The sequence below is a fragment of the Yonghaparkia sp. Soil809 genome (assembly GCF_001429705.1).
GTDB lineage: Bacteria > Actinomycetota > Actinomycetes > Actinomycetales > Microbacteriaceae > Microcella.
The window spans coordinates 917007-937016 of record NZ_LMSV01000002.1 but is presented as its reverse complement, the minus strand read 5'-3'; the positions used below and the strand labels follow the sequence as shown (position 1 = coordinate 937016).

At 72.5% G+C, this 20010-nt stretch carries 20 protein-coding genes; 10 read left to right on the top strand and 10 right to left on the bottom strand.

Annotated features, from left to right (window positions below):
- Positions 1-19 precede the first annotated feature (19 nt).
- Positions 20-1246, top strand: coding sequence for a 23S rRNA (adenine(2503)-C(2))-methyltransferase RlmN (rlmN, locus tag ASG83_RS11925; protein WP_055861715.1), 1227 nt, complete (start codon positions 20-22; stop codon positions 1244-1246).
- Between the two features lie 53 nt (positions 1247-1299).
- Here rlmN and ASG83_RS11920 read toward each other — a convergent pair whose 3' ends face one another.
- A complete protein-coding gene (locus ASG83_RS11920; RefSeq protein WP_055861712.1) occupies positions 1300-1749 on the bottom strand; it encodes a YciI family protein in 450 nt (149 codons plus the stop codon).
- 154 nt (positions 1750-1903) lie between these two features.
- On the opposite strand from ASG83_RS11920, the gene ASG83_RS11915 reads away from it, so the two are divergent.
- Complete coding sequence (locus ASG83_RS11915; RefSeq protein ID WP_055861709.1) at positions 1904-2236, top strand: hypothetical protein; 333 nt, start codon at positions 1904-1906, stop codon at positions 2234-2236.
- Positions 2237-2399: 163 nt separating this feature from the next.
- Positions 2400-3857 (top strand): glyceraldehyde-3-phosphate dehydrogenase, encoded by a 1458-nt coding sequence (locus ASG83_RS11910; RefSeq protein WP_055861706.1) that lies wholly within the window; start codon positions 2400-2402, stop codon positions 3855-3857.
- 260 nt (positions 3858-4117) lie between these two features.
- Here the strand turns inward: ASG83_RS11910 and ASG83_RS11905 are convergent, their stop codons facing one another.
- Complete coding sequence (locus tag ASG83_RS11905) at positions 4118-5281, bottom strand: acyl-CoA dehydrogenase family protein (RefSeq protein ID WP_082599222.1); 1164 nt, start codon at positions 5279-5281, stop codon at positions 4118-4120.
- A gap of 67 nt (positions 5282-5348) precedes the next feature.
- Here ASG83_RS11905 and ASG83_RS11900 point away from each other — a divergent pair, with 67 nt between their 5' ends.
- Both ASG83_RS11900 and ASG83_RS11895 read left to right on the top strand, forming a co-directional pair.
- Positions 5349-6494, top strand: a complete 1146-nt coding sequence (locus tag ASG83_RS11900) for a CaiB/BaiF CoA-transferase family protein (protein WP_055861700.1) — start codon at positions 5349-5351, stop codon at positions 6492-6494.
- Positions 6495-6657: 163 nt separating this feature from the next.
- Positions 6658-8028, top strand: a complete 1371-nt coding sequence (locus ASG83_RS11895) for an NAD-dependent succinate-semialdehyde dehydrogenase (RefSeq protein WP_055861690.1) — start codon at positions 6658-6660, stop codon at positions 8026-8028.
- Here ASG83_RS11895 and ASG83_RS11890 read toward each other — a convergent pair.
- A complete protein-coding gene (locus tag ASG83_RS11890) occupies positions 8025-8894 on the bottom strand; it encodes an EI24 domain-containing protein (RefSeq protein ID WP_235460196.1) in 870 nt (289 codons plus the stop codon). The two genes, ASG83_RS11895 and ASG83_RS11890, sit on opposite strands and share 4 nt — an antisense overlap.
- Before the next feature lie 81 nt (positions 8895-8975).
- Here ASG83_RS11890 and ASG83_RS11885 point away from each other — a divergent pair, with 81 nt between their 5' ends.
- Together ASG83_RS11885 and ASG83_RS11880 are read left to right on the top strand one after the other, a co-directional pair.
- Positions 8976-9491 (top strand): flavodoxin domain-containing protein, encoded by a 516-nt coding sequence (locus tag ASG83_RS11885; protein ID WP_055861686.1) that lies wholly within the window; start codon positions 8976-8978, stop codon positions 9489-9491.
- Between the two features lie 45 nt (positions 9492-9536).
- Positions 9537-10262 carry a spermidine synthase gene (locus ASG83_RS11880; protein WP_235451468.1) on the top strand — a complete coding sequence of 242 codons (726 nt, stop codon included), beginning with the start codon at positions 9537-9539 and terminating at the stop codon, positions 10260-10262.
- 15 nt (positions 10263-10277) lie between these two features.
- On the opposite strand, the gene ASG83_RS11875 is transcribed toward ASG83_RS11880, so the two are convergent.
- Genes ASG83_RS11875 through ASG83_RS11855 form a run of 5 tightly spaced genes read right to left on the bottom strand, consistent with a single transcriptional unit; the run spans position 10278 to position 14996 of the window.
- A complete protein-coding gene (locus ASG83_RS11875) occupies positions 10278-11639 on the bottom strand; it encodes an FAD-binding oxidoreductase (RefSeq protein ID WP_055861681.1) in 1362 nt (453 codons plus the stop codon).
- Positions 11636-12331 carry a hypothetical protein gene (locus ASG83_RS11870; RefSeq protein ID WP_055861677.1) on the bottom strand — a complete coding sequence of 232 codons (696 nt, stop codon included), beginning with the start codon at positions 12329-12331 and terminating at the stop codon, positions 11636-11638. The genes ASG83_RS11875 and ASG83_RS11870 overlap by 4 nt, the downstream gene beginning before the upstream one ends.
- Before the next feature lie 9 nt (positions 12332-12340).
- Positions 12341-13792 carry a glycosyltransferase family 2 protein gene (locus ASG83_RS11865; protein ID WP_055861673.1) on the bottom strand — a complete coding sequence of 484 codons (1452 nt, stop codon included), beginning with the start codon at positions 13790-13792 and terminating at the stop codon, positions 12341-12343.
- Positions 13789-14628 carry a HEAT repeat domain-containing protein gene (locus ASG83_RS11860; RefSeq protein WP_055861669.1) on the bottom strand — a complete coding sequence of 280 codons (840 nt, stop codon included), beginning with the start codon at positions 14626-14628 and terminating at the stop codon, positions 13789-13791. The genes ASG83_RS11865 and ASG83_RS11860 overlap by 4 nt, the downstream gene beginning before the upstream one ends.
- On the bottom strand, positions 14625-14996 hold the full coding sequence (locus ASG83_RS11855; RefSeq protein ID WP_055861666.1) for a response regulator transcription factor: 372 nt from the start codon (positions 14994-14996) through the stop codon (positions 14625-14627). Before ASG83_RS11855 ends, ASG83_RS11860 begins: the two co-directional genes overlap by 4 nt.
- Positions 14997-15095: 99 nt before the next feature.
- Here ASG83_RS11855 and ASG83_RS11850 point away from each other — a divergent pair, with 99 nt between their 5' ends.
- The 3 genes from ASG83_RS11850 to ASG83_RS11840 all read left to right on the top strand — a co-directional run bounded on the left by ASG83_RS11850 (position 15096) and on the right by ASG83_RS11840 (position 18592).
- Entirely contained in the window at positions 15096-17126 is a 2031-nt protein-coding gene (locus ASG83_RS11850; protein WP_055861663.1) for an ATP-binding protein, read from the top strand.
- Positions 17127-17267: 141 nt separating this feature from the next.
- On the top strand, positions 17268-17555 hold the full coding sequence (locus ASG83_RS11845) for a hypothetical protein (protein WP_055861660.1): 288 nt from the start codon (positions 17268-17270) through the stop codon (positions 17553-17555).
- Positions 17556-17635: 80 nt separating this feature from the next.
- On the top strand, positions 17636-18592 hold the full coding sequence (locus ASG83_RS11840; RefSeq protein ID WP_055861658.1) for an L-lactate dehydrogenase: 957 nt from the start codon (positions 17636-17638) through the stop codon (positions 18590-18592).
- 9 nt (positions 18593-18601) lie between these two features.
- Here ASG83_RS11840 and ASG83_RS11835 read toward each other — a convergent pair whose 3' ends face one another.
- Together ASG83_RS11835 and ASG83_RS11830 are read right to left on the bottom strand one after the other, a co-directional pair.
- The gene (locus ASG83_RS11835) at positions 18602-19003 is read right to left on the bottom strand and encodes an RNA-binding S4 domain-containing protein (RefSeq protein WP_055861655.1); all 402 of its coding nucleotides are present in this window, start codon (positions 19001-19003) and stop codon (positions 18602-18604) included.
- Positions 19004-19034: 31 nt separating this feature from the next.
- The gene (locus ASG83_RS11830) at positions 19035-20009 is read right to left on the bottom strand and encodes a DNA topoisomerase IB (protein WP_055861652.1); all 975 of its coding nucleotides are present in this window, start codon (positions 20007-20009) and stop codon (positions 19035-19037) included.
- Position 20010 lies beyond the last annotated feature (1 nt).

The following is a 20010-nucleotide window of genomic DNA, read 5'->3' as shown; positions in this document are numbered from 1 at the left end:
CCCCCGTACCCTGGAGGGCATGGCAGGCATCCGCAACAACGGCACGACACGACCGGTGGCGGACGCCCGGCCGCAGGTCCGCCCCGCGACCGAGGGCTGGCAGCAGAAGCTCGACGGGGAGGGCCGCCCGCTCCTGCAGTTCGCGTCGCCCAAGCGCGGCAAGCCCCCGGTGCACTGGGCGGACCTCGACCTCGAAGGCCGCGTCGCCGCGGTGCGCGAGCGCGGGCTGCCCGCCTTCCGCGCCAAGCAGATCTCGACGCACTACTTCACGCACTACACCTCCGACCCCGCGGCGATGACCGACCTACCCGCGGCGGGGCGCGACGAGCTCATCGCCGGGCTTCTGCCGCCGCTGCTGACGGAGGTGCGCCGGCTCACGACCGACAACGGCGACACCATCAAGTTCCTCTGGAAGCTCCACGACGGCGCCCTCGTCGAGAGCGTGCTCATGCGCTACCCCGGCCGCATCACGCTGTGCGTGAGCTCGCAGGCCGGCTGCGGCATGAACTGCCCGTTCTGCGCGACGGGTCAGGCGGGGCTCACGCGCAACATGTCGGCCGCCGAGATCGTCGACCAGGTCGTCGCCGCCAACCGCGTGCTCGCCGAGGGCGGACTCGGCGGGCGCAGGAAGGGCGATGAGACCCCCGACCGCGTCGGCAACATCGTCTTCATGGGGATGGGCGAGCCGCTCGCGAACTATGCCCGGCTCATGAGCGCGGTGCGCACGATGGTCGCGCCGCAGCCCGACGGGCTCGGGATGAGCGCGCGCAACATCACCGTCTCCACCGTGGGCCTCGTGCCGGCGATCCGGAAGCTCGCCGACGAGCAGATCCCCGTGACGTTCGCCCTGAGCCTCCATGCGCCGGATGACACGCTGCGCGACGAGCTGATCCCGGTCAACTCGCGCTGGAAGGTCGACGAGGCGCTCGACGCCGCGCGCGAGTACTTCGACAAGACCGGTCGTCGTGTCTCGATCGAGTACGCCCTCATCAAGGACATGAACGACCACGCCTGGCGCGCCGACCTGCTGGCCGACAAGCTCCTGCAGCGCGGGCGCGGTTGGGTGCACGTCAACCCCATCCCGCTCAATCCGACGCCCGGGTCGATCTGGACGGCGTCCGACCGCGACGTGCAGAACGAGTTCGTGCGCCGCCTCAACGCGGCGGGCATCCCCACGACGCTGCGCGACACGCGCGGCAAGGAGATCGACGGCGCCTGCGGGCAGCTCGCGGCGGCCGACGCGTAGTCGGCGCGCGGGGAACCGCGGCCGGCGGGCGGCCCGTGCCGGGCATCCGTCGCCTACTGCTCGCGCTGCGCCCTCTTCTCGGAGAGCTCCGCCGCCCAGCCCTCCTCCTTCCGGATGTACTCGTTGTCGGCGAAGTCGGCGAAGTCGCTCTCGTCGGTGATGCGCCGCACCTCGATCGCGTTGCCGGGGCCCAGCGGGCACTTCTTCGCCCACTCGACGGCCTCCTCGAGCGAGGCCGTCTCGATCGCCCAGTAGCCGTTGAAGAGCGCGGCGGTCTCGCCGTAGGCGCCGTGCGCGACCTCGCTCGCGGCGCCGCTCTCGCCGAAGCGCACGACGGCGCCCTGCGCGGCATCGGCCAGGCCCGCGCCGCCGGTCATGACGCCCGCCTCCATCATCGACTCGTTGTACCTCCCCATGGCCGTGATGACCTCCTCGAAGTCGACCTCCTTCGAGGCCGCGAGCGCCTCGTCGGTCGAGCGCATGATGAGCATGAACTGGGGCATGGCGTCTCCTTCGTCGCTGCGGGGGATGCGCGGGTCGAGCCGGGCTCGCATCGCGCGCTCCCACTATGGCCCGATGCGGGCGCGGGAGGAACCGGGCATCCCCCGCTCGCAGGCCGGAGGAGTACCGTGAGGCCCCGACCGCAGAGGGGGAGCCATGACCGACCCGCACGACGAGCGCTGGGAGGTCGACCCCACGCTCGTGCGCAACCAGGGCTCGCTCACGACCTCCGAGGGCACCGTCTGGATCGCCGCCGCCTCCGTCGCGGCCGTGCTCGTCGGCGCCATGCTGCTCGCGCTGTGGTGGCGGCTCGACGCGCCCCTCGCCCTCGCCGGAGCCCTCGTCACCGCCGTCCTGCTGCTGACGATGATCATCGTGCGCTACGCCGTGCGCGCTCGCCGATCGCGCCTGGTCGCCCTCGCCGCGCTCTTCTGGCTCATGGTCCTCACCGACCTCGCCATCGTTCTCGCGGTCGCGATCGGCTCGTAGCCGGCCTCCGGGCTTTCGCGCGCGGCAAGAACGGCCATTCTTGCGGCGGATTCCCGCCCCGATCCTCGCGGGCGGGCATCCGTCGATCGCTACGATCGCCTCGACCCCCTGAACGAGCCGCGAGCGGCGCGATGACCCGCGCCCGCCGCAAGGAGTGAACGTCATGATCGACGCCGTCGCCGCCCACCGTGAGGCCTGGAAGGCCCGAGAGACCCTCGCCGAGCACCTGATCCCCCTGATCGGGCGGCTGTATCGGGAGCACGGGGTGGTGACGAGCATCCACGGCCGCCGCCTCATCAACCAGTCGGCGATCGGCGTGCTCAAGGCGCACAAGTACGCCGAGCACGTCACGGGCGAGCCGCTCGCGCTCGACGACACCGAGCGCGTGCTCGGCGCGCTTCTCGAGATCGGGCCGCGGCCCGCGTCGCTCGACATCGCGCGCCTCATCACCGGCTACGCCGAGGCGGGGGCAGGCCGCTCGCTCGTCGAGTACGTGCGCGACGAGCTCGATCTCGTGTGCGCCGACGCTGCCGCGGACGGCGAGCCCGCGGGCACCGACGTCGTGCTGTATGGCTTCGGGCGCATCGGGCGACTGCTCGCGCGCATCCTCATCGCCCACGCCGGCAACGGGGGAGGGCTGCGCCTGCGCGCGATCGTCGTGCGCCGCGGCAGCGACAACGACATCGTCAAGCGCGCGAGCCTGCTGCGCCGCGACTCGGTGCACGGGCCGTTCGAGGGCTCGATCTCGGTCGACGAGGAGGCGGGGACGATCCTCGCCAACGGCACGCTCATCAAGGTCATCTACTCGGACTCGCCGACGAGCGTCGACTACACGGCGTACGGCATCCACGACGCGATCGTCGTCGACAACACCGGCCGCTGGCGCGACGAGGAGGGGCTCGCGCAGCACCTGCAGTGCCCGGGTGTGGCGAAGGTGCTGCTCACCGCACCCGGCAAGGGCGCGCTGAAGAACATCGTGCACGGCATCAACCACGAGACGATCCGGCCCGACGACCGGATCGTGACGGCCGCGTCGTGCACCACGAACGCCGTCACGCCCGTGCTGAAGGTGATCGACGACGCCTGGGGCATCCGCCACGGGCACGTCGAGACCGTGCACTCGTACACGAACGACCAGAACCTGATCGACAACTTCCACAAGGGCGACCGCCGCGGCCGCTCCGCCGCGCTCAACATGGTCATCACCGAGACCGGCGCCGCGAAGGCCGTCGCGAAGGCGCTGCCCGAGCTCGCCGGCAGGCTCACCGGCAACGCCATCCGCGTGCCGACGCCCGACGTGTCGATGGCGATCCTCAACCTCCAGCTCGAGCGGCCGACGACGCGCGAGGAGGTCAACGAGCACATCAGGCAGATGTCGCTGCACAGCGACCTCCGCCAGCAGATCGACTACATCGAGAGCCCCGAGGTCGTCTCCAGCGACTTCATCGGCTCGCACCGCGCCGGCATCGTCGACGGGCTCGCCACCATCTGCACGGGCGACTCGGTCATCGTCTACGTCTGGTACGACAACGAGTTCGGCTACAGCTCGCAGGTGATCCGCGTGCTCGAGACGATGGCGGGGTCGCACCCGCGGGTGGTGCCGGCGCGCGTTCGGGCGTAGCGCGGCGCGAGCGCAGCATCCGCCGCCCGGCCGCGGCGTGCCCCGGGTCCGCCCCGGACGGCTGTGCGCCCGACGATGAGCGGGTTGGCGCACGAAGAGTCGGTTCGAACCCGCTCTTCCTCCGCAATCGGGCGCAGCGTCGCGGCCTCGAGCAGCGGCTCCCCGGGCCCGCAGCCCTCGTGCGCCCCGTGCGGCAGCGGCCGGGCACTCCGGGCGGCCGATGCGCGGCGCGGTGTCACGAGGCGCCGAGCCCGGGCGCCCTACCGGAACGCGGGGATGCCCGTGATCGCGCTGCCGAGGATGAGCGTGTGCACCTCGTCGGTGCCCTCGTAGGTGCGCACCGACTCGAGGTTGTTCGCATGCCGCAGCGGCGAGTGCTCGAGCGTCACACCGTTCCCGCCGAGCATCGCGCGGGCCTCGCGCGCGATGTCGATCGCGACGCGCGCGTTGTTGAGCTTGCCGACCGAGATCTGGTGCGGCTGCAGCAGCCCGGCGTCCTTGAGGCGCCCGAGCTGCAGGGCGAGCAGGAACCCCTTGTCGATCTCGAGAGCCATGTCGACGAGCTTCTGCTGCGTGAGCTGGTAGGCCGCGACGGGCTTGCCGAAGACCTCGCGCTGCTGCACGTAGTCGAGCGCCGCGCGGTAGCTGTCGAGCGCCGCCCCCATGACGCCCCACACGATGCCGTAGCGCGCCTGGTTGAGGCAGGTGAACGGCCCGCGCAGGCCCTCGGCGCCCGGCAGCTGCGCGCTCCCGGGAACGCGCACATCGTCGAGCACGATGTCGCACTGGATCGAGGCGCGCATCGAGAGCTTCTGCCCGATGGGGGTCGCGGTGAAGCCGGGCTCGTCCGTGGGCACGATGAAACCGCGGATGCCCGCATCGGTCTGCGCCCAGATGATCGCGATGTCGGCGATCGACGCGAGACCGATCCAGCGCTTCGACCCCGAGATGACCCAGTCGTCGCCCTCGCGGCGCGCGAAGGTCTGCATCGAGGCCGGGTCGCTTCCGGCGTTCGGTTCGGTGAGTCCGAAGCAACCCACGGCCTCACCAGCGGCCATGCGCGGCAACCACTCCTGCTTCTGCTCCTCCGAGCCGAAGCTGTGGATCGCGGTCATCGCGAGCGAGCCCTGCACCGAGACGAAGGTTCGCAGCCCGGAGTCGCCGGCCTCGAGCTCGGCGGCGGCGAGGCCGTACTCGACGGCCGAGCGCCCGCCGCAGCCGTAGCCCTGCAGGTGCATGCCGAGCAGCCCGAGCTCACCCATCGGGCGCACGATCTCGGTCGGGAAGACCCCGGCGTCGTACCATCCGGCGATGTGCGGCCGCAGCTCGGCGTCGACGTAGGCGCGCACACGATCGCGCGTCGCGCGCTCCTCGTCGCTGAGCAGGGAGTCGAAGCCGATGAGATCGAGGGGCGAGTCGGTCATGACGGTCCTTCCGGTCATCCTCATGCTGGCCCGTGACGCGCGATTTGTCCACCTGTACAGTTGCGGCATGATCCGCCCCCTCGACGGGATGCTCGTGGCCGACTTCAGCCGCGTGCTCGCCGGCCCGACCGCCGCCGTGCTGCTCGCCGACCTCGGCGCGCGCGTGATCAAGGTCGAGCGTCCGGGCGCGGGAGACGAGACCCGGGCGTGGGGTCCGCCGTGGGCCGGCTCCTCGAGCGCCTACTTCGAGGCCGCCAACCGGTCGAAGGAGTCGGTGGCCCTCGACTTCTCCGACCCGAGCGACCTCGCGCTCGCCCGCACGCTCGCCGATCGGGCCGACGTCGTGCTCGAGAACTACCGCACCGGCGCTCTCGAGCGCTTCGGCCTCGACGCCGCGAGCGTGCTCGAGCGCAACCCGCGCGCCGTCTACTGCTCGATCACCGGCTTCGGATCGACCGGTGAGGGCGCGACGATGCCGGGCTACGACTTCCTCGTCCAGGCGGTCGGCGGACTCATGAGCATCACGGGCGACGCCGGAGGCGAGCCGCGCAAGGTCGGCGTCGCGATGGTCGACCTGCTCGCCGCGAACCACGCCGCGATGGGCGTGCTCGCCGCGCTGCTTCACCGCGAGCGGACCGGGGTCGGGCAGCACGTCGAGGTCGCGCTCCTCTCCAGCCTCATCGCCTCGCTCGCCAACCAGGCCGCCTCGTACCTCGCGACCGGAGCCGCCCCGCGCGCACTCGGGAACCGCCACCCCTCGATCGCGCCGTACGAGACGCTGCGGTGCCGCGATGCGCTCCTCGCCGTCGCGGTGGGCAACGACGCGCAGTTCGCGGCGCTCTGCGGCGTGCTGGGGGATCCCGCGCTCGCGCGCGACCCGCGCTTCGCGACCAACCCCGCGCGGGTCGAGCACCGGGACGCCCTCCAGGCCGCGCTCGAAGGACTGCTGGCGGTCGACGACGCGGGCTCCTGGGCGACGCGGATGCTCGGGGCCGGGGTGCCCGCGGGCACCGTGAACGGCATCGACGAGGCGCTCGCCCTCGCGCGGCGGCTCGGGCTCGAGCCGACCGTCGACGTGGGGCCGGAGCATCCGCCCCAGCTCGCGCACCCCCTTCGGTACTCGGGCTTCACGCCCGCCGCGCCGACGCCGCCTCCCGCTCTCGACGAGCACGGCGACGCCGTGCGCGCGTGGCTCGCCTCGGCCGCCGACTGACGCGCGCCCCGAGCCGCCGCTGTACACACCGGCGAGACGGCTCCGAGAATCCGCCGAGGGGGAGTGCCGCGCGCAGCCTGCCGACTCATAGGGTGGGGGGAGGTGTGCAACGCTGCCGACCTCACCCGGGCGGATGCGTGCACCGCGATTCCCAAGGAGCCTCATGAGCAAGTACGCAGTGATCAACCCGGCCACGGGTGAGACGGTCAAGGAGTACGCGACCGCGACCGACGCCGAGATCTCCGCCGCCATCGACGCCGCCCACGCCGCCGCGCGGGGCTGGGCGCGGACGACCACCCGCGAGGAGCGCGCCGCCCTCGTCACGCGCGTGGCCGAGCTGCACCGCGAGCGCCGCCAGGAGCTCGCCGAGATCATCGTGCGCGAGATGGGCAAGCCCATCGGCGACGCCCTCGGCGAGGTCGACTTCTCGGCCGACATCTACCAGTACTACGCCGACAACGGCCCCGCCCTGCTCGCTGACGAGCCGGTCGACCTGGCCGAGGGCAGCGAGGGCTCGGCGTTCATCCGAAAGAGCGCCCTCGGCGTGCTGCTCGGCATCATGCCGTGGAACTTCCCGTACTACCAGGTCGCCCGCTTCGCCGGCCCGAACATGATCCTCGGCAACACGATCATCCTCAAGCACGCCGCGCAGTGCCCCGCGTCCGCCGAGGCGATCCAGAGGATCTTCCTCGACGCCGGGTTCCCCGAGGGCGCCTACGTCAACGTCTACGCGACCAACGACCAGATCGGCACGATCATCGCCGACCCCCGCGTCGCGGGCGTCTCGCTCACCGGCTCGGAGCGCGCCGGCGCGGCCGTCGCCGAGCAGGCCGGACGTCACCTCAAGAAGGTCGTGCTCGAGCTCGGCGGCAGCGACCCCTTCATCCTGCTCTCGACCGACGACCTGGATGCGACGGTCGAGATGGCCGTGAACGCGCGCGTGGACAACAGCGGCCAGTCGTGCAACGGCGCCAAGCGCTTCATCGTCGTCGAGGACCTCTACGACGCGTTCCTCGAGAGGTTCGTCGCGAAGATGGACGAGGTCGGCCCCGGCGACCCCATGGCGGGCGAGGCCGCATACGGCCCGCTGTCGTCGGCCGCCGCCGCCGAGAACCTCGAGGGCCAGGTCGCGAAGGCCGTCGAGGGCGGCGCGCAGGTCCTCACCGGCGGCACGCGCGAAGGCACGTTCTTCTCCGCGACCGTGCTCGCGAACGTGAAGCCCGGCAACCCGGCCTTCTACGAGGAGTTCTTCGGCCCCGTCGCGCAGGTGTTCAAGGTCGCGAACGAGGCGGAGGCGATCCAGCTCGCCAACGACACGCCGTTCGGCCTCGGCTCGTACCTGTTCACGACCGACACCGAGCAGGCGGCGCGCGTCGCCGACCAGATCGACGCGGGCATGGTCTACGTCAACTGCGTCCTCGCCGACAGCCCCGAGCTGCCCTTCGGCGGCATCAAGAACTCGGGCTCCGGCCGCGAGCTCGGCACGCTCGGCATCGACGAGTTCGTCAACAAGAAGATGATCCGCATCGCCTAGTCGGCTGCGGGGGAACGGCCGGGCGCGGCATCCTGCGCCCGGCCGTTCCGCGTCTCCAGCGCTCCGTCCCGCGTCCCGGCTCGCTCCATCAGCTCCCGCGCGAGCAGCGTCGAGCCCACGACCGCCGCGGGCATGACGATGATCGCGCCGCCCGGGATCAGGAACGTCAGCTGCGTCATGACCCCGAACCCGAGCTCGCGGGCGCGCGACCCGCGCAGGAGCTCGCGCCGGGCATCCCGCCCCATGCCTCTGGCCTGGAACGGACGCTGCGTGAGCTCGCGCGCGATCAGATGCCCGCCGAGGAGAGCGCCCACGACGGGGCCGGCGACCGCGCCGACGACCGGGATGAGGCCGACCGCGAGGGTCGTGAGCCCGTACCCGATCGCGCGCAGCACGAGCAGGATCGCGTCGCCGACCGACCGCCAGAAGCCGAACGGGGCGGGGGAGTGCGCGCCGAGGTCGGCCTCCGCGCGGCGCCAGATGCGCTCGTAGAACGGATCGCCGACGAGCAGGGTCAGGGTCGTGAACGTGGAGAGCGCCAGCACCAGCAGCCCCACGACGACGAGCGTGCCGGCGGCGCCGCGCACGAGCTCGCTCTCGTTCTCGCCCCACGACTCCGCGAACGGGGTGAGCCAGGCGCCGATGCCGGCGACGTTCGCGGTGAGGGCGATGACGAGGGCGATGACGACGGCGGCCACGATCGCGGCAGGCACCATGCCGAGAGCCATGACTCCCGGGCGGCGCCGCCACATCCCGAAGCCGCGCCACAGCAGGCCGGCCCCCGCGAGCAGCTCGCCCGCGATGCCGAGGCGCGCGGGGCGGGACGAGCCGGGCCTCCGGGGCGCGGCATCACGGCGGCGGATCACGCGACCACCCTAGTGAGCGGCCCTCGCACCCGGGACTTTCGCCCCTGACCCGCGCGCCCCGCCCCGCGTACGCTCGGCGCCATGACGGTGCTCGTGGTCTTCGAATCGCACTGGGGCAACACCGAGCAGATCGCCCGCTCGATCGCGGCGGGCATCGAGGACGAGGGCCCGGCCGTGCGCGTCGCGAGCGTGATGGATGCTCCCACGACGCTCGACGGCGTCGAGCTCCTCGTCGCGGGCGGTCCCACCCACGCCTTCTCGATGTCGCGCGAGTCGAGCCGGCTCAGCGCCGTGAGGCAGGGATCGACGACGGGGTCCGCGGCGATCGGCCTGCGCGAGTACCTCCAGGCCCTCGTCGATCACCACCAGCACTCGCGCATCGCGACCTTCGACACGCGGGTCCTGGCCGCGCGGCGCTTCCCGGGGTCGGCGGCCCGTGCCGCGGTGCGGCTCGTCCGCCGCGAGGGCTTCGCGGTCGACCACGAGCCCGAGAGCTTCTGGGTGCGCGACTCCTCCGGTCCGCTGGAGGAGGGCGAGCTCGATCGCGCCCGCCGGTGGGGGCATGACCTCGCCGCCGGCCTGCGCCGCCTAGGCTGAGGCCCCGGAGCGCGGTCTGTCCCGCGCTCGCGACGGGAGACGGGCGTGCAGAACTTCGAGGAGCTCGCTTTCGAGCAGACGCCTATGGGCGAGCTCACGCTGCGCCGCCGGTTCGAGCCGGCCGCCGACGCGGAGGTGTTCGAGGTGAAGCTCGGCGACGAGTACCTCATGTCGAGCCTGTTCACCGTTGCAGAGGAGGCCCTCGCCGACCTCGGCCTCGCGGCGATCGACGCCCCCCTCGCCGGCGACGAGTGGGACGTCCTGGTCGGCGGGCTCGGTCTCGGCTACACCGCCGTCGCCGCCCTGCGCGATCGCCGGGTGCGGTCGCTGAGCGTCGTGGATGCCCTGCCCGAGGTCATCCACTGGCACAGCCGTCAGCTGCTCCCCGTCTCGGCCGAGCTCGTCGACGACACCCGCACGCGCCTCGCCCACGTCGACTTCTTCGCCCTCATGCGCGGCGAGCCGGGCGCGGTGCCCGACCTGCCCGCGGTCTTCCACGCGATCCTGCTCGATGTCGACCACACGCCGAGCTTCCCGCTCGCCGAGTCGCACCGCGACCTGTACACGGTCGACGGGCTGCGCCGCATGGTGCGGCATCTCGCGCCCGGAGGCGTCTTCGCGCTGTGGAGCGACGAGGTGCCCGAGGCGGGCTTCCTCGGCACGCTCGCCGAGGTCTTCGTCGAGGTGCAGGGGCACATCGTGCCGTTCGCGAACCCCGTCACGGGCGGCACCTCGCAGAACGGCGTGTACGTCGCGCGGACGCCGCGCTGAGGGCCTGAAGAGCCCCTAGAAGACCTTCCCGGGGTTCATGATCCCGAGCGGGTCGAAGACGGCCTTGATGCGCCGCTGCAGGTCGAGCTGCGGCGCGCCGAGCTCCTCCTCGAGCCACTGCCGCTTGAGGGTTCCGACGCCGTGCTCGCCCGTGAGGGTGCCGCCGAGGCTCATGGCCGTGCGGAACAGCTCGCCCGCCGCCTCCCACACCCGCGGCGGCACCTCGTCGCCCGCGAAGAGGAAGTTGGGGTGCAGGTTGCCGTCGCCCGCGTGCGCGACGGTCGGGATCTCCAGGTCGTGCCGCGCCCCGATCTCGCGGATCGCCGCGAGCATCTCGGGCAGCGCGCTGCGCGGCACGGCGACGTCCTCGATGAGCACGTTCGCGGAGGCCGCCATGGCCGGGTGGAACGCGCGGCGCACCGCGAGCATCCGCTCGCCCTCGTCGGGGTCGGCGGTGAGGGCCGCGGCGCCGTCGTGGGCCCGGATGATCGCGAGCGCCTCCTCGGCCTCGGCGATGGCCGCGGATCCGTCGGTCTGCACGAGCAGGTAGGCGCTGCCGGGGGCGCGCTCCGGCAGGCCCAGGTGGGCGAGGATCCGCGCGAGCGCGACCTCGTCGATGAGCTCCATGACCGCGGGGCGCAGGTGGGCGGCCGTGATGGCGGCGGATGCGGCGGCCGCGTCGACGACGGACGGGAAGTACGCACCGATGGTCGCCGGCGATCCCGCCGGGAGCGGCATGAGCCGCACGGTCGCCTCGACGACCACTCCGAGCGTGCCCTCCGAGCCGATGACGAGCGCTGTCAGGTCGAGCCCCGTGACACCCTTGACCGTGCGGTGGCCGAGCTCGAGGAGGGTGCCGTCGGCGAGGACGACCTTCAGGCCCAGCATCGCCTCCCGGGTCACCCCGTACTTCGCGCACAGCAGCCCGCCGGCGTTCGTCGCGATGTTCCCGCCGATCGTCGAGATCGCGCGGCTCGCGGGGTCGGGGGCGAAGAAGAGGCCGGTCGGCTCGAGCGCGGCGTTGAGCTCCGCGTTGATGACGCCGGGCTCGACGACGGCGAGCTGGTCGGCCGGCGACACCTCGATGATGCGCGTCATGCGCGCGGTCGACAGTACGAGCTCTCCCTCGCCGCCCATCGCGCCGCCGGTCAGGCCGGTGCCGGCGCCGCGCGGCACGACAGGAAGTCGATGCTCGGTCGCGATGCGCAGCGCCGCCTGCACGTCGGCGATCGTCCGCGCATGCACGACCGCGAGCGGGGTGCCGTTCCGCCGCAGCCCCGAGTAGTCGCCGCGCGCGGCCTCGAGCGCCGCCGGCTCGGTCGAGAGCGCGTCCCCGAGCGCGTTGCGTAGCGCCGTCAGCGCCGGATGCCCGCTCACCGGTTGCGCGTGCGGTCGGTCAGCCAGAACAGCCCGGCGATCATCGCGAACGTGGCAGCGATCAGCAGCGCGGTCGTGGGCGAGGCGGTCGAGGCCTCCGGCACCGCGCCGGGCAGCACCTCGGGCCCGACGAGCACGAGCCGCAGCGTGCCGAGCGCGAGACCGACCGCGGCGACGCCGAATCCGAGCGCCATGCCGACGACCGTGATACCGCGGTCGGTTCCCGCCGCCAGCCGCTTCACCCGGGTCCGGGTCCACTGGAGGGCCGCCGCGATCCAGACGACGAACGCGGCCGTGAACGGATCGAGCAGCGTGCCGGGCACGCCCTCGCCGGTGATGAGGAGGCGCGCCGCGATCGACAGGGTGGCGGCAGCGACGGCGGCCACGAGCAGCCAGCGGAAACGCTGATCGATCGCGCGCCACCGAAGCGCGTGCATGATGATCGGGGCCGCTGCGAACCACAGCACCGGCGCGACGTCGATGAACAGCAGGACGACCTGGCCGGGCCGGTCGAACGAGGTGTCGCCGAGCCCGAGCTGGAAGGCGAGGCCGCCGATGATCGTCCCGATGAGCGCGGAGAGCAGGAGCGACTGCATGACCGAGAACGGCCGAGGCGGCCGGGTCAGGACCGGGCGACTGGTCGCCTGCGCGGTGTCGGGCCGGGCATCCGCCCGCGATGCGTCGTCGCTCACGACGCGATGCTACGCCGCCTGCCCGGTAGTCGCCCGCTGCACGAAACCGGAGCGCTGCTGGACGCCCCACTCGGACGGTGTCGAGCGGATCGCCCGGATGAGCCCGATCGTCCGCCACAGCGCGTGCGGGAGGTAGAAGAGGATCGGCTCCAGGAACGCGGTCAGGATCAGTCGCCGCATCGAGCGGCCCGTCCGGTAGTCGGGCGTCGCTCCCAGTTCGATCGCGATCGCGAGGAGCGAGGTCGCGACGGCCACGAAGTAGGAGACGACGAGCGCGAGGCCGATGGCGATCCACGGGATGAGCCCGAGAGCCCCCGAGAGCGCTGCGAGCACCATCGCGACGATGACGAGCGGGGCGCCCCACTGCTCGAACAGCCAGAAGTACGGCAGGGTCACCATGCCGAGCGCCCCGTACCGCGGCCGCAGCATCATGTCGCGCGCGCCCCGCAGGAGCTCGCCGAGCCCCTGCGACCAGCGCTTCCGCTGCCGTGACACCGCCGACCACGTCGCGGGCACCTCCGTCCAGCACACCGGGTCGGCGACGAACACGATGCGGTACGGCTCGCGCTCGGTGCGGTGGTGGCGGTGCGCGGCGACGACGAGCTCGGCGTCCTCCGCGAGGCTCTCGGCGTCGAGCCCGCCGAGCTGCACGAGGGTGTCGCGGCGGAAGACGCCGAACGCCCCGGAGATGATGAGCAGCCCCTTGATCGCCGACCAGCCGGCCCGCCCGACGAGGAAGGCGCGCAGGTACTCGAGCACCTGGATGCGCTCGATGAGCCGCGACGGAACCTCGACGCGATCGACCTCCGCCTCGATGAGGACGGCGCCGTTCGCGGGCCGCACGATACCGCCCGAGGCGACGACGGTCGGGTCGTCGATGAACGGCTGCACGACGCGCAGCAGAGCGGTCGGCGACAGGATCGAGTCGCCGTCGATCATGCACACGAGCTCGTGCCGCGCGAACTGCAGCGCCGCGTTGACGGCATCGGCGCGACGCCCGACGGACGACTTCCTGATCAGCAGCGCGTCATGGTGATCGAAGCGGTGGATGCTCTCGATGACGCCGCCCACGGGCACCGGGCTGATCGGCTCCTCGTCGGTGGGCGTCATCGGGAAGGCCGCGCGCAGCACCTCCGACGTACCGTCCGTCGATCCGTCGTCGACGACGATGATCTGCACCTGCGGGTAGTGCAGCCGCAGCAGCGATTCGACGCACGCGACCGAGCCGGCGCTCTCGTTGTGCGCTGGGACGAGCACGCTCACGCCCGGGGTCAGAGGGCTCGCGAAGGTTCCGGAGAGCAGCTCGTCCGATGCCCAGCGCCGCTCGTCGGCGATCGCCCCGATCGCGCGGATGACGATCGTCACGTAGAGCAGCTGGTACAGCGCGAAGTAGATCCCGAAGGCGATCGTGACGACGACGAGCGACGCCGCGAGCCACGCCGCGAGCTCGGCGGGGATCACGCGCCGCCTCCGAGCGCGAGTATCGCCTCGTCGACGTGGCGGCGGGCGATGGGATTGGCCTCGAGCGTCAGACGCTCGCGGAGCGGCTCGAGCGATCGGCGGGTGCCGACCCGGCGCAGCGCGTCAGCGGCGGCGATGCGCACGAGGGGGTCGTCATGGGTCAGCGCAGTGATCGCGTGCGACTGCACTCCCGCGAGCCCGGCGGCGCTCCCGGTGCTGAGAGCCACGCGGAGTCCGTCCGGGTCGCGCGTGCTCCACGCCGCGTGGAGCGATTCCACATCGAGGAGCCGGCAGCGCATGATGGCGATCGAGGCGACGAGGGGGGGCAGGCGGCGCTCGGCGCGGCACGCCGCCGCGAGCACGGGCGCGATCGCCTCCGTGCTCCCCGTGGAGCCCCACTCGAGAGCCGCGACGCCCCGCACGCGCGGATCGGGATCGTCGAGCATCCGCACCATGAGGATCGACGAGGGCTCAGTGGTCGTCCGCACGTAGAGCCGGATCGCTCGAGCCCGCTCGATCGCCCGACGGTCTCGCATTCCCTGCTTCGCGAGCGCGGTCGCGCCGTTCGCGTCAAGCCAGCGCTGCAGGGACTCCCGGTCCTCCCCGTGCACGCGCGTCACGACCGAGGCGACCGCGTGCAGCGTCGAGGGCGATCGCGGAGCGGGCGCGATGCCCTCGTCGACGAGGAGCGTGCGCAGGATCGTGGAGACCTCGGAGCGCCGATGGCGGGTTCGTGAATCCAGGCGCGCGATGCGGGCGCGCACGATGAGCACCGTCGCGAGCAGCGCGAGGCACAGGAGTGCCGCCGCCGCGGTCGCGACGAGCAGTGCGGTCATAGCGGCCGGGAGAGGAGCGTCGCGACGCGCAGGACGAGCTCGCGCGGGCTGAACGGCTTCGTGATGTACTCCTCGGCGCCGGCCGCGAAGGCGCGCTCGACGTCGACCTCCTGGGCGCGCGCCGTCAGCATGAGGATGCGCGTGCGCGCGAGCCCCGGATCCGATCGCACCTCGCGGCACACCTCGAGGCCGTTGCGGCGCGGCAGCATCCAGTCGAGCACGATGAGGTCGGGCTTGTCGGAGATCGCGCGCGAGAGCGCGTTCTCACCGTCGACGACGCTCACGACCTCGTGGCCGGCGGCCTCGAGCTTCATCGTCACCAGGTCGTTGAGATCCTGATCGTCGTCGGCGACCAGAATGCGTGCCACGTCGTCCTCGATTCCCCCCGGGCGGCGATCGCCTCGCCGTGTCACGCCCTTCGCGTGCCTGAACACGACGATAATGCAGAAGAACTGAGGAGGGCCGCCGTGGTCGGAGCGAGTCTCGCGTCGACGGCGCGCCGGTGGAGCAGGCCGCGGCGACTCGCGATGCTCGCGGTCGTGCTCCTCGCGATCCTCGGCCTCTCGATCACCGGGGGAAACGCGACCGACGTGTCGATCTCGCGCGCAACCCTCGCGCCGGCGAGCGGCGTCATCGCCGTCCTGACGCTCATCGCGCGCAGCGGCTGGCGGATCCCGGTCACGACGGCGGGCGTCGCGGCCGTCGCGATCGGCAACGTCATCACGGGGCTGCCGCTCGACTATGTCCTCCAGACCGGTTTCCTGCGAGTGCTCGAGATCCTGCTGTTCTGCGCGATCGTCGAGCGATCGGGTCGTCTCCCGCGCCTCGACTCGGTCGCCCACAGCGTCCGGCTCGTCCTCGGCGCGACGATCTCCTCGGCCTTCTTCGCGGCCGGCGTCACGGTCGTCCGGATCCTCGCGGGGATCGACCTGGGCGACGCCTTCGCGAACGACGCGTTCGTGGCGAACCTCGTCTCCTTCGTCGTCGCGACGCCGCTCGCGTTCGCGCGCGTGCGCCAGGGGGCCATCGCGTCGCGGACCGAGGTGACCGCCCAGTGGCTGCTCATGGCCACCGCGCTGGTCGTGACCTTCACGCTCTCGATCAACATCTCCGTGTCCTTCCTCCCGCTCCCGCTGTTCGCCTGGGCGGCTCTGCGCCTCTCGGCGATCGGCGTGACGCTGCAGCTCCTCCTCGTGACGTTCGGCACGACGATCGCGACGATCCTCGGCTGGGGGCCGTTCGCGATGGCCGCCGACGGAACGCGCGACGCGATCGTCGTGCTGCAGGGCGGGCTGTTCATCTTCCTCAGCTCGACGCTCGTGCTGTGGTCCAAGCGCGTGGAGGGCGAGCTCGAGGTGGAGCGCGCGCTCGCGAAGGACAGGGTGCTGCGCCGGGCCGTCGAGCAGGCCCAGACCGCCTTCCTCCTCGTCGAGCCGATCGGCGACGCCTTCATCGTCGTGCAGGCCAACGACCACGGTCTGCGGGCGCTCGGGATGGACCCCAGCAACGCCTTCTTCTCCGCCTCCTCCGAGATCAACATCGCGCTGCCCGACGACCATCCGCTCATCGAGGGCCTCTCGGTCGTCGCGGACGGCGAGCCGCGGTGGCGCGGCGAGCTCGTTCTGGAGGCTTTCGCGGGCCGGGCCGACGCGGAGGTCGCGATCGAGCGCGCCGCCGGGGACAAGTCCGGCGTCATGTCCGTCGAGCTGACCGACGTCACCGAGAAGCGCCGGGAGGATCGCCGCCTGCGCGCGCTCGTCGAACGCGAGCGCGCGCTCTCCGCCCAGTACCAGGAGCTCTCGCGGCAGAAGGACGACTTCGTCGCGAGCATCAGCCACGAGCTGCGCACCCCGCTCGCGAGCATCGTCGGCTACGCCGAGACGCTCGACGAGACCGAGCTCGACCCGATGCAGCGCCGCTTCGTGGACACGATCGTCCGCAATGCCGGCCGCCTGCAGGAGCGCGTGGAGGAGCTTCTGTCGGCCGCGAAGCGCGCGGCCGACTCGGTCGACGACCCGCACCCTCTCGCTCTCGACCGCATCATCGGCGAGGTCGCGGACGACCTGCGCGCCGTCGCCGCATCGCGGCGCGTCGAGATCGTCGTCGAGACCTCGGCGACCGCCCTGCCGGAGGCCATCGGCACGGAGGACTCCGTGTCACGGGTGCTGACCAACATCATGAGCAACGCCGTCAAGTTCTCTCCCGACGACTCGAGCGTGGTGGTGAGCGCCCTCGTGGACGATGAGGCGATCGAGCTGTTCGTCCGCGACGCCGGGCCGGGCATCCCGCTCGCCGATCAGGAGCGCGTCTTCGATCGGTTCTACCGCACGGAGGACGCGACGGCGAAGGCGACCCCCGGAACGGGACTGGGCCTCTCGATCGTGCGCACGCTCCTCGACGGGATCGGCGGATCCGTCCTCGTCGAGTCGGACGGCGAGCGCGGCAGCACGTTCATCATCCGTTTCGCGCGGGCCCACGACCTCGACGCCGCCCCCTGAGGCGACACGCCCGGGCTTCCGCAGAGTCTCCGCAGGGCCTCGTGTGAGGAGCCTGGCAAACACGACCGCGCGGTTGAGTTGCCGCCGCATTCTCGGCATCGTGGCTGGCTCGACGACCGCGAGACAGGAAGGGGCACCCCCATGCTCACACTGACGCCGACCGCCAGCACCGTGATCGAGAACCTCGTCGCCCGCGAGGCCGACCCCCAGAGCGCCGGGCTCCGCATCGACGGAGCCGCGCAGCAGAACGAGTTCGCCGTGACCGTCGAGCCGGCGCCCCTCCCCGGCGACCACGTCGTCGAGGCCGGCTCCGCCCGCGTCTTCCTCGAGCAGCACGCCTCGGTGGCGCTCGACGACAAGATCCTCGACGCCCAGGTGAGCGACGAGGGCGCTGTTCGCTTCGCGATCGGCGAGCAGCAGGGGCTCTAGCCCTTCGTATCCGCGACGGCCGCACCCCCGGTTCGGGGTGCGGCCGTCGCCATGCGCGGCGACTCTGCCAGTCTTGAGGCATGCCCGTGATCGAGAACTCCCGCCTGGCCGTCATCGGTGCCGGCGCCGTCGGAACCTCCCTCGCCTACGCCGCCCTCATCCGCGGCTCCGCGCGCGAGGTCGCCCTCTACGACATCGACGCGCGCCGCGCCGAGGCCGAGGTGCTCGACCTTGCGCACGGCACCCCGTTCACGGGCTCGAGCCGCATCGTCGGCGGCGGCGATCTCGATGTCGTCGAAGGCGCGAACATCGTCGTCGTGACCGCGGGCGCGAAGCAGCACCCGGGCCAGAGCCGCCTTGACCTCGCCGCCACGAACGTCGCGATCCTCCGCGAGCTCATGCCCGAGCTCGTCGCCCGCGCACCCGAGGCCGTGATCATGCTCGTGACGAACCCGTGCGACGTGCTGGCCGTCGCCGCTCAGCGCTTCAGCGGCCTCGACCCGGCGCGCGTGTTCTCCAGCGGCACCGTCCTCGACTCCTCGCGCCTGCGCTGGCGGCTCGCCGAGCGGGTGGGCGTCGCCGCCTCGAGCGTGCACGCGATGATCGTGGGCGAGCACGGCGACAGCGAGTTCCCGCTCTGGTCGCAGTCGCGCATCGGTCCCATCCCCGTCCGCGACTGGGTGGGCGACGACGGCGAGCGACTCGCCGTCGAGGAGCTCGACGCGATCGCCGAGGAGGTCAAGAACGCCGCGTACACGGTGATCGCGGGGAAGGGCGCGACCAACTACGCGATCGGGCTCTCGGGCGCGCGCATCGTCGAGGCGGTGCTGCGCGACGAGAAGGCGGTCCTTCCCGTCAGCAGCGTGCTCGACGACTACCACGGGGTCAGCGGCGTCGCGCTCTCCGTGCCGAGCGTCGTCGACGCGGGCGGCGTGTCGCGCGTCATCGACACGCCGTTCTCCGCGGAGGAGGAGCGTGCGCTCCACGCGAGCGCGGCCGCGGTCCGCCGCTCGCTCGACGCGCTCGAGCTCGGCTGACGCGAGCTCTCAGAACGGGGGGATGCCCTCCTCGCGTCCCCGCAGACGCTCGATCAGTCGTCGGTCGCGCTTGGTGGGCCTGCCCGCGCCGCGCTCGCGGAGCACGTCGAGCGGCCGCTCGGCCCGGGGCGGGGGCGGGGGAGTGCGATCCTCGTAGTTCTGCTGCGCGAGCGGCGCGCTCGTCCGCTTGGTGATGAGTCCCGTGACGGCGACGATCCGCTCGCCGCCGGGGGTGTAGGCGCGCACCAGGTCGCCGACCCTCACGGTCTGCGAGGGCTTCGCCGTCGCCCCGTTGACCTTGACGTGCCCGGCCTTGCAGGCCGCGGTCGCCGCCGAGCGCGTAGCGTACAGCCGGATCGCCCACACCCACGCATCGACCCGCGCGCTCGTCGGAACGGGGGCGGGGCTCATCCCCTCAGGGTAGGCCGCACCGCGGTGCGCGTCAGCCCAGCAGCTCGGCCAGCGCCGCGTCGCTCACGCGTCCCCGGCTGAGCGCGGCGGTCGTGCCGCGGCGGTAGCGCTCGAGCACGAGCGGGTCGATGTACGAGCTGCGAGCGACGGCGGGAGTGTTCCGCAGCCCCTCTGCCACGACGGCGACCGCCTCGCGGATCGCCCGCTCCTGCTCCTTCCTCGTCGCGGCCGGACCGCACCGGGCGAGGTGCTCCGCGGCGAGCCGCGAGCCGCGCAGAGTCCGCAGGTCCTTCGGCGTGATCGCGCACCCGGTCGCCGTGCGCAGGTAGTCGCTGAGCGCGGCCGAGTGCACGCGATGCAGCCCCGAGTCATCGATCCACTCGGTGACCCGCTCGGCGCTCTCGCCGCCGGGCCCGCGCGCGCTCCGGGTGAGCACGAGCGCCGCGGCGAGGTCGTCGTCCTCGTGCTCCGCCTCCCAGCGCACGCCCGACTTCGCCGGGAAGTCGAACGCGATCGTCGACCCCGAGACCTCGACGTGCTCCCAGCTGAGGGTGAGCGCGCCGATCGTGCCGCGCTCGAGGGCGTAGCGCTCCTCGCCGACCCGCACGCCGAGCGCGTCGATGATGCGCGCGGCGATCGCGAGCGCCCGGGCCTGCGGGTCATCGCCGCGCAGGTCGCGCGTCACGCGCGCGCGCATCGCCCCGGTCGCAGCGGCGAGCTCGCGCACGCGCGCGAACTTCTTCACCCCGGCCCGCCGCGTCCACTCCTCGTGGTAGCGGTACTGGCGTCGGCCGTCGGCGTCGAGTCCCATCGCCTGCACGTGGCCCCGCTCGTCGGGGCAGATCCACACGTCGCTCCACGCGGGCGGGATCGCGAGCGCGGCGATGCGCGCGCGCACGTCCGCGTCCGCGACCGACCGGCCCCGGGCATCCAGATACCGGAAGCCGCGGCCGTGCCGCACGCGGCGGATCCCTGGCGCGTCGGGGGAGGATCGCTTCAATCGCATC

Bases quoted from the DNA above. Each gene is read 5' to 3' on its own strand.
- rlmN (WP_055861715.1), top strand. From the start codon at position 20: ATGGCAGGCATCCGCAACAACGGCACGACACGACCGGTGGCGGACGCC.
- ASG83_RS11920 (WP_055861712.1), bottom strand. From the start codon at position 1,749: ATGCCCCAGTTCATGCTCATCATGCGCTCGACCGACGAGGCGCTCGCG.
- ASG83_RS11915 (WP_055861709.1), top strand. From the start codon at position 1,904: ATGACCGACCCGCACGACGAGCGCTGGGAGGTCGACCCCACGCTCGTG.
- ASG83_RS11910 (WP_055861706.1), top strand. From the start codon at position 2,400: ATGATCGACGCCGTCGCCGCCCACCGTGAGGCCTGGAAGGCCCGAGAG.
- ASG83_RS11905 (WP_082599222.1), bottom strand. From the start codon at position 5,281: ATGACCGACTCGCCCCTCGATCTCATCGGCTTCGACTCCCTGCTCAGC.
- ASG83_RS11900 (WP_055861700.1), top strand. From the start codon at position 5,349: ATGATCCGCCCCCTCGACGGGATGCTCGTGGCCGACTTCAGCCGCGTG.
- ASG83_RS11895 (WP_055861690.1), top strand. From the start codon at position 6,658: ATGAGCAAGTACGCAGTGATCAACCCGGCCACGGGTGAGACGGTCAAG.
- ASG83_RS11885 (WP_055861686.1), top strand. From the start codon at position 8,976: ATGACGGTGCTCGTGGTCTTCGAATCGCACTGGGGCAACACCGAGCAG.
- ASG83_RS11860 (WP_055861669.1), bottom strand. From the start codon at position 14,628: ATGACCGCACTGCTCGTCGCGACCGCGGCGGCGGCACTCCTGTGCCTC.
- ASG83_RS11845 (WP_055861660.1), top strand. From the start codon at position 17,268: ATGCTCACACTGACGCCGACCGCCAGCACCGTGATCGAGAACCTCGTC.
- ASG83_RS11840 (WP_055861658.1), top strand. From the start codon at position 17,636: ATGCCCGTGATCGAGAACTCCCGCCTGGCCGTCATCGGTGCCGGCGCC.
- ASG83_RS11835 (WP_055861655.1), bottom strand. From the start codon at position 19,003: ATGAGCCCCGCCCCCGTTCCGACGAGCGCGCGGGTCGATGCGTGGGTG.
- ASG83_RS11830 (WP_055861652.1), bottom strand. From the start codon at position 20,009: ATGCGATTGAAGCGATCCTCCCCCGACGCGCCAGGGATCCGCCGCGTG.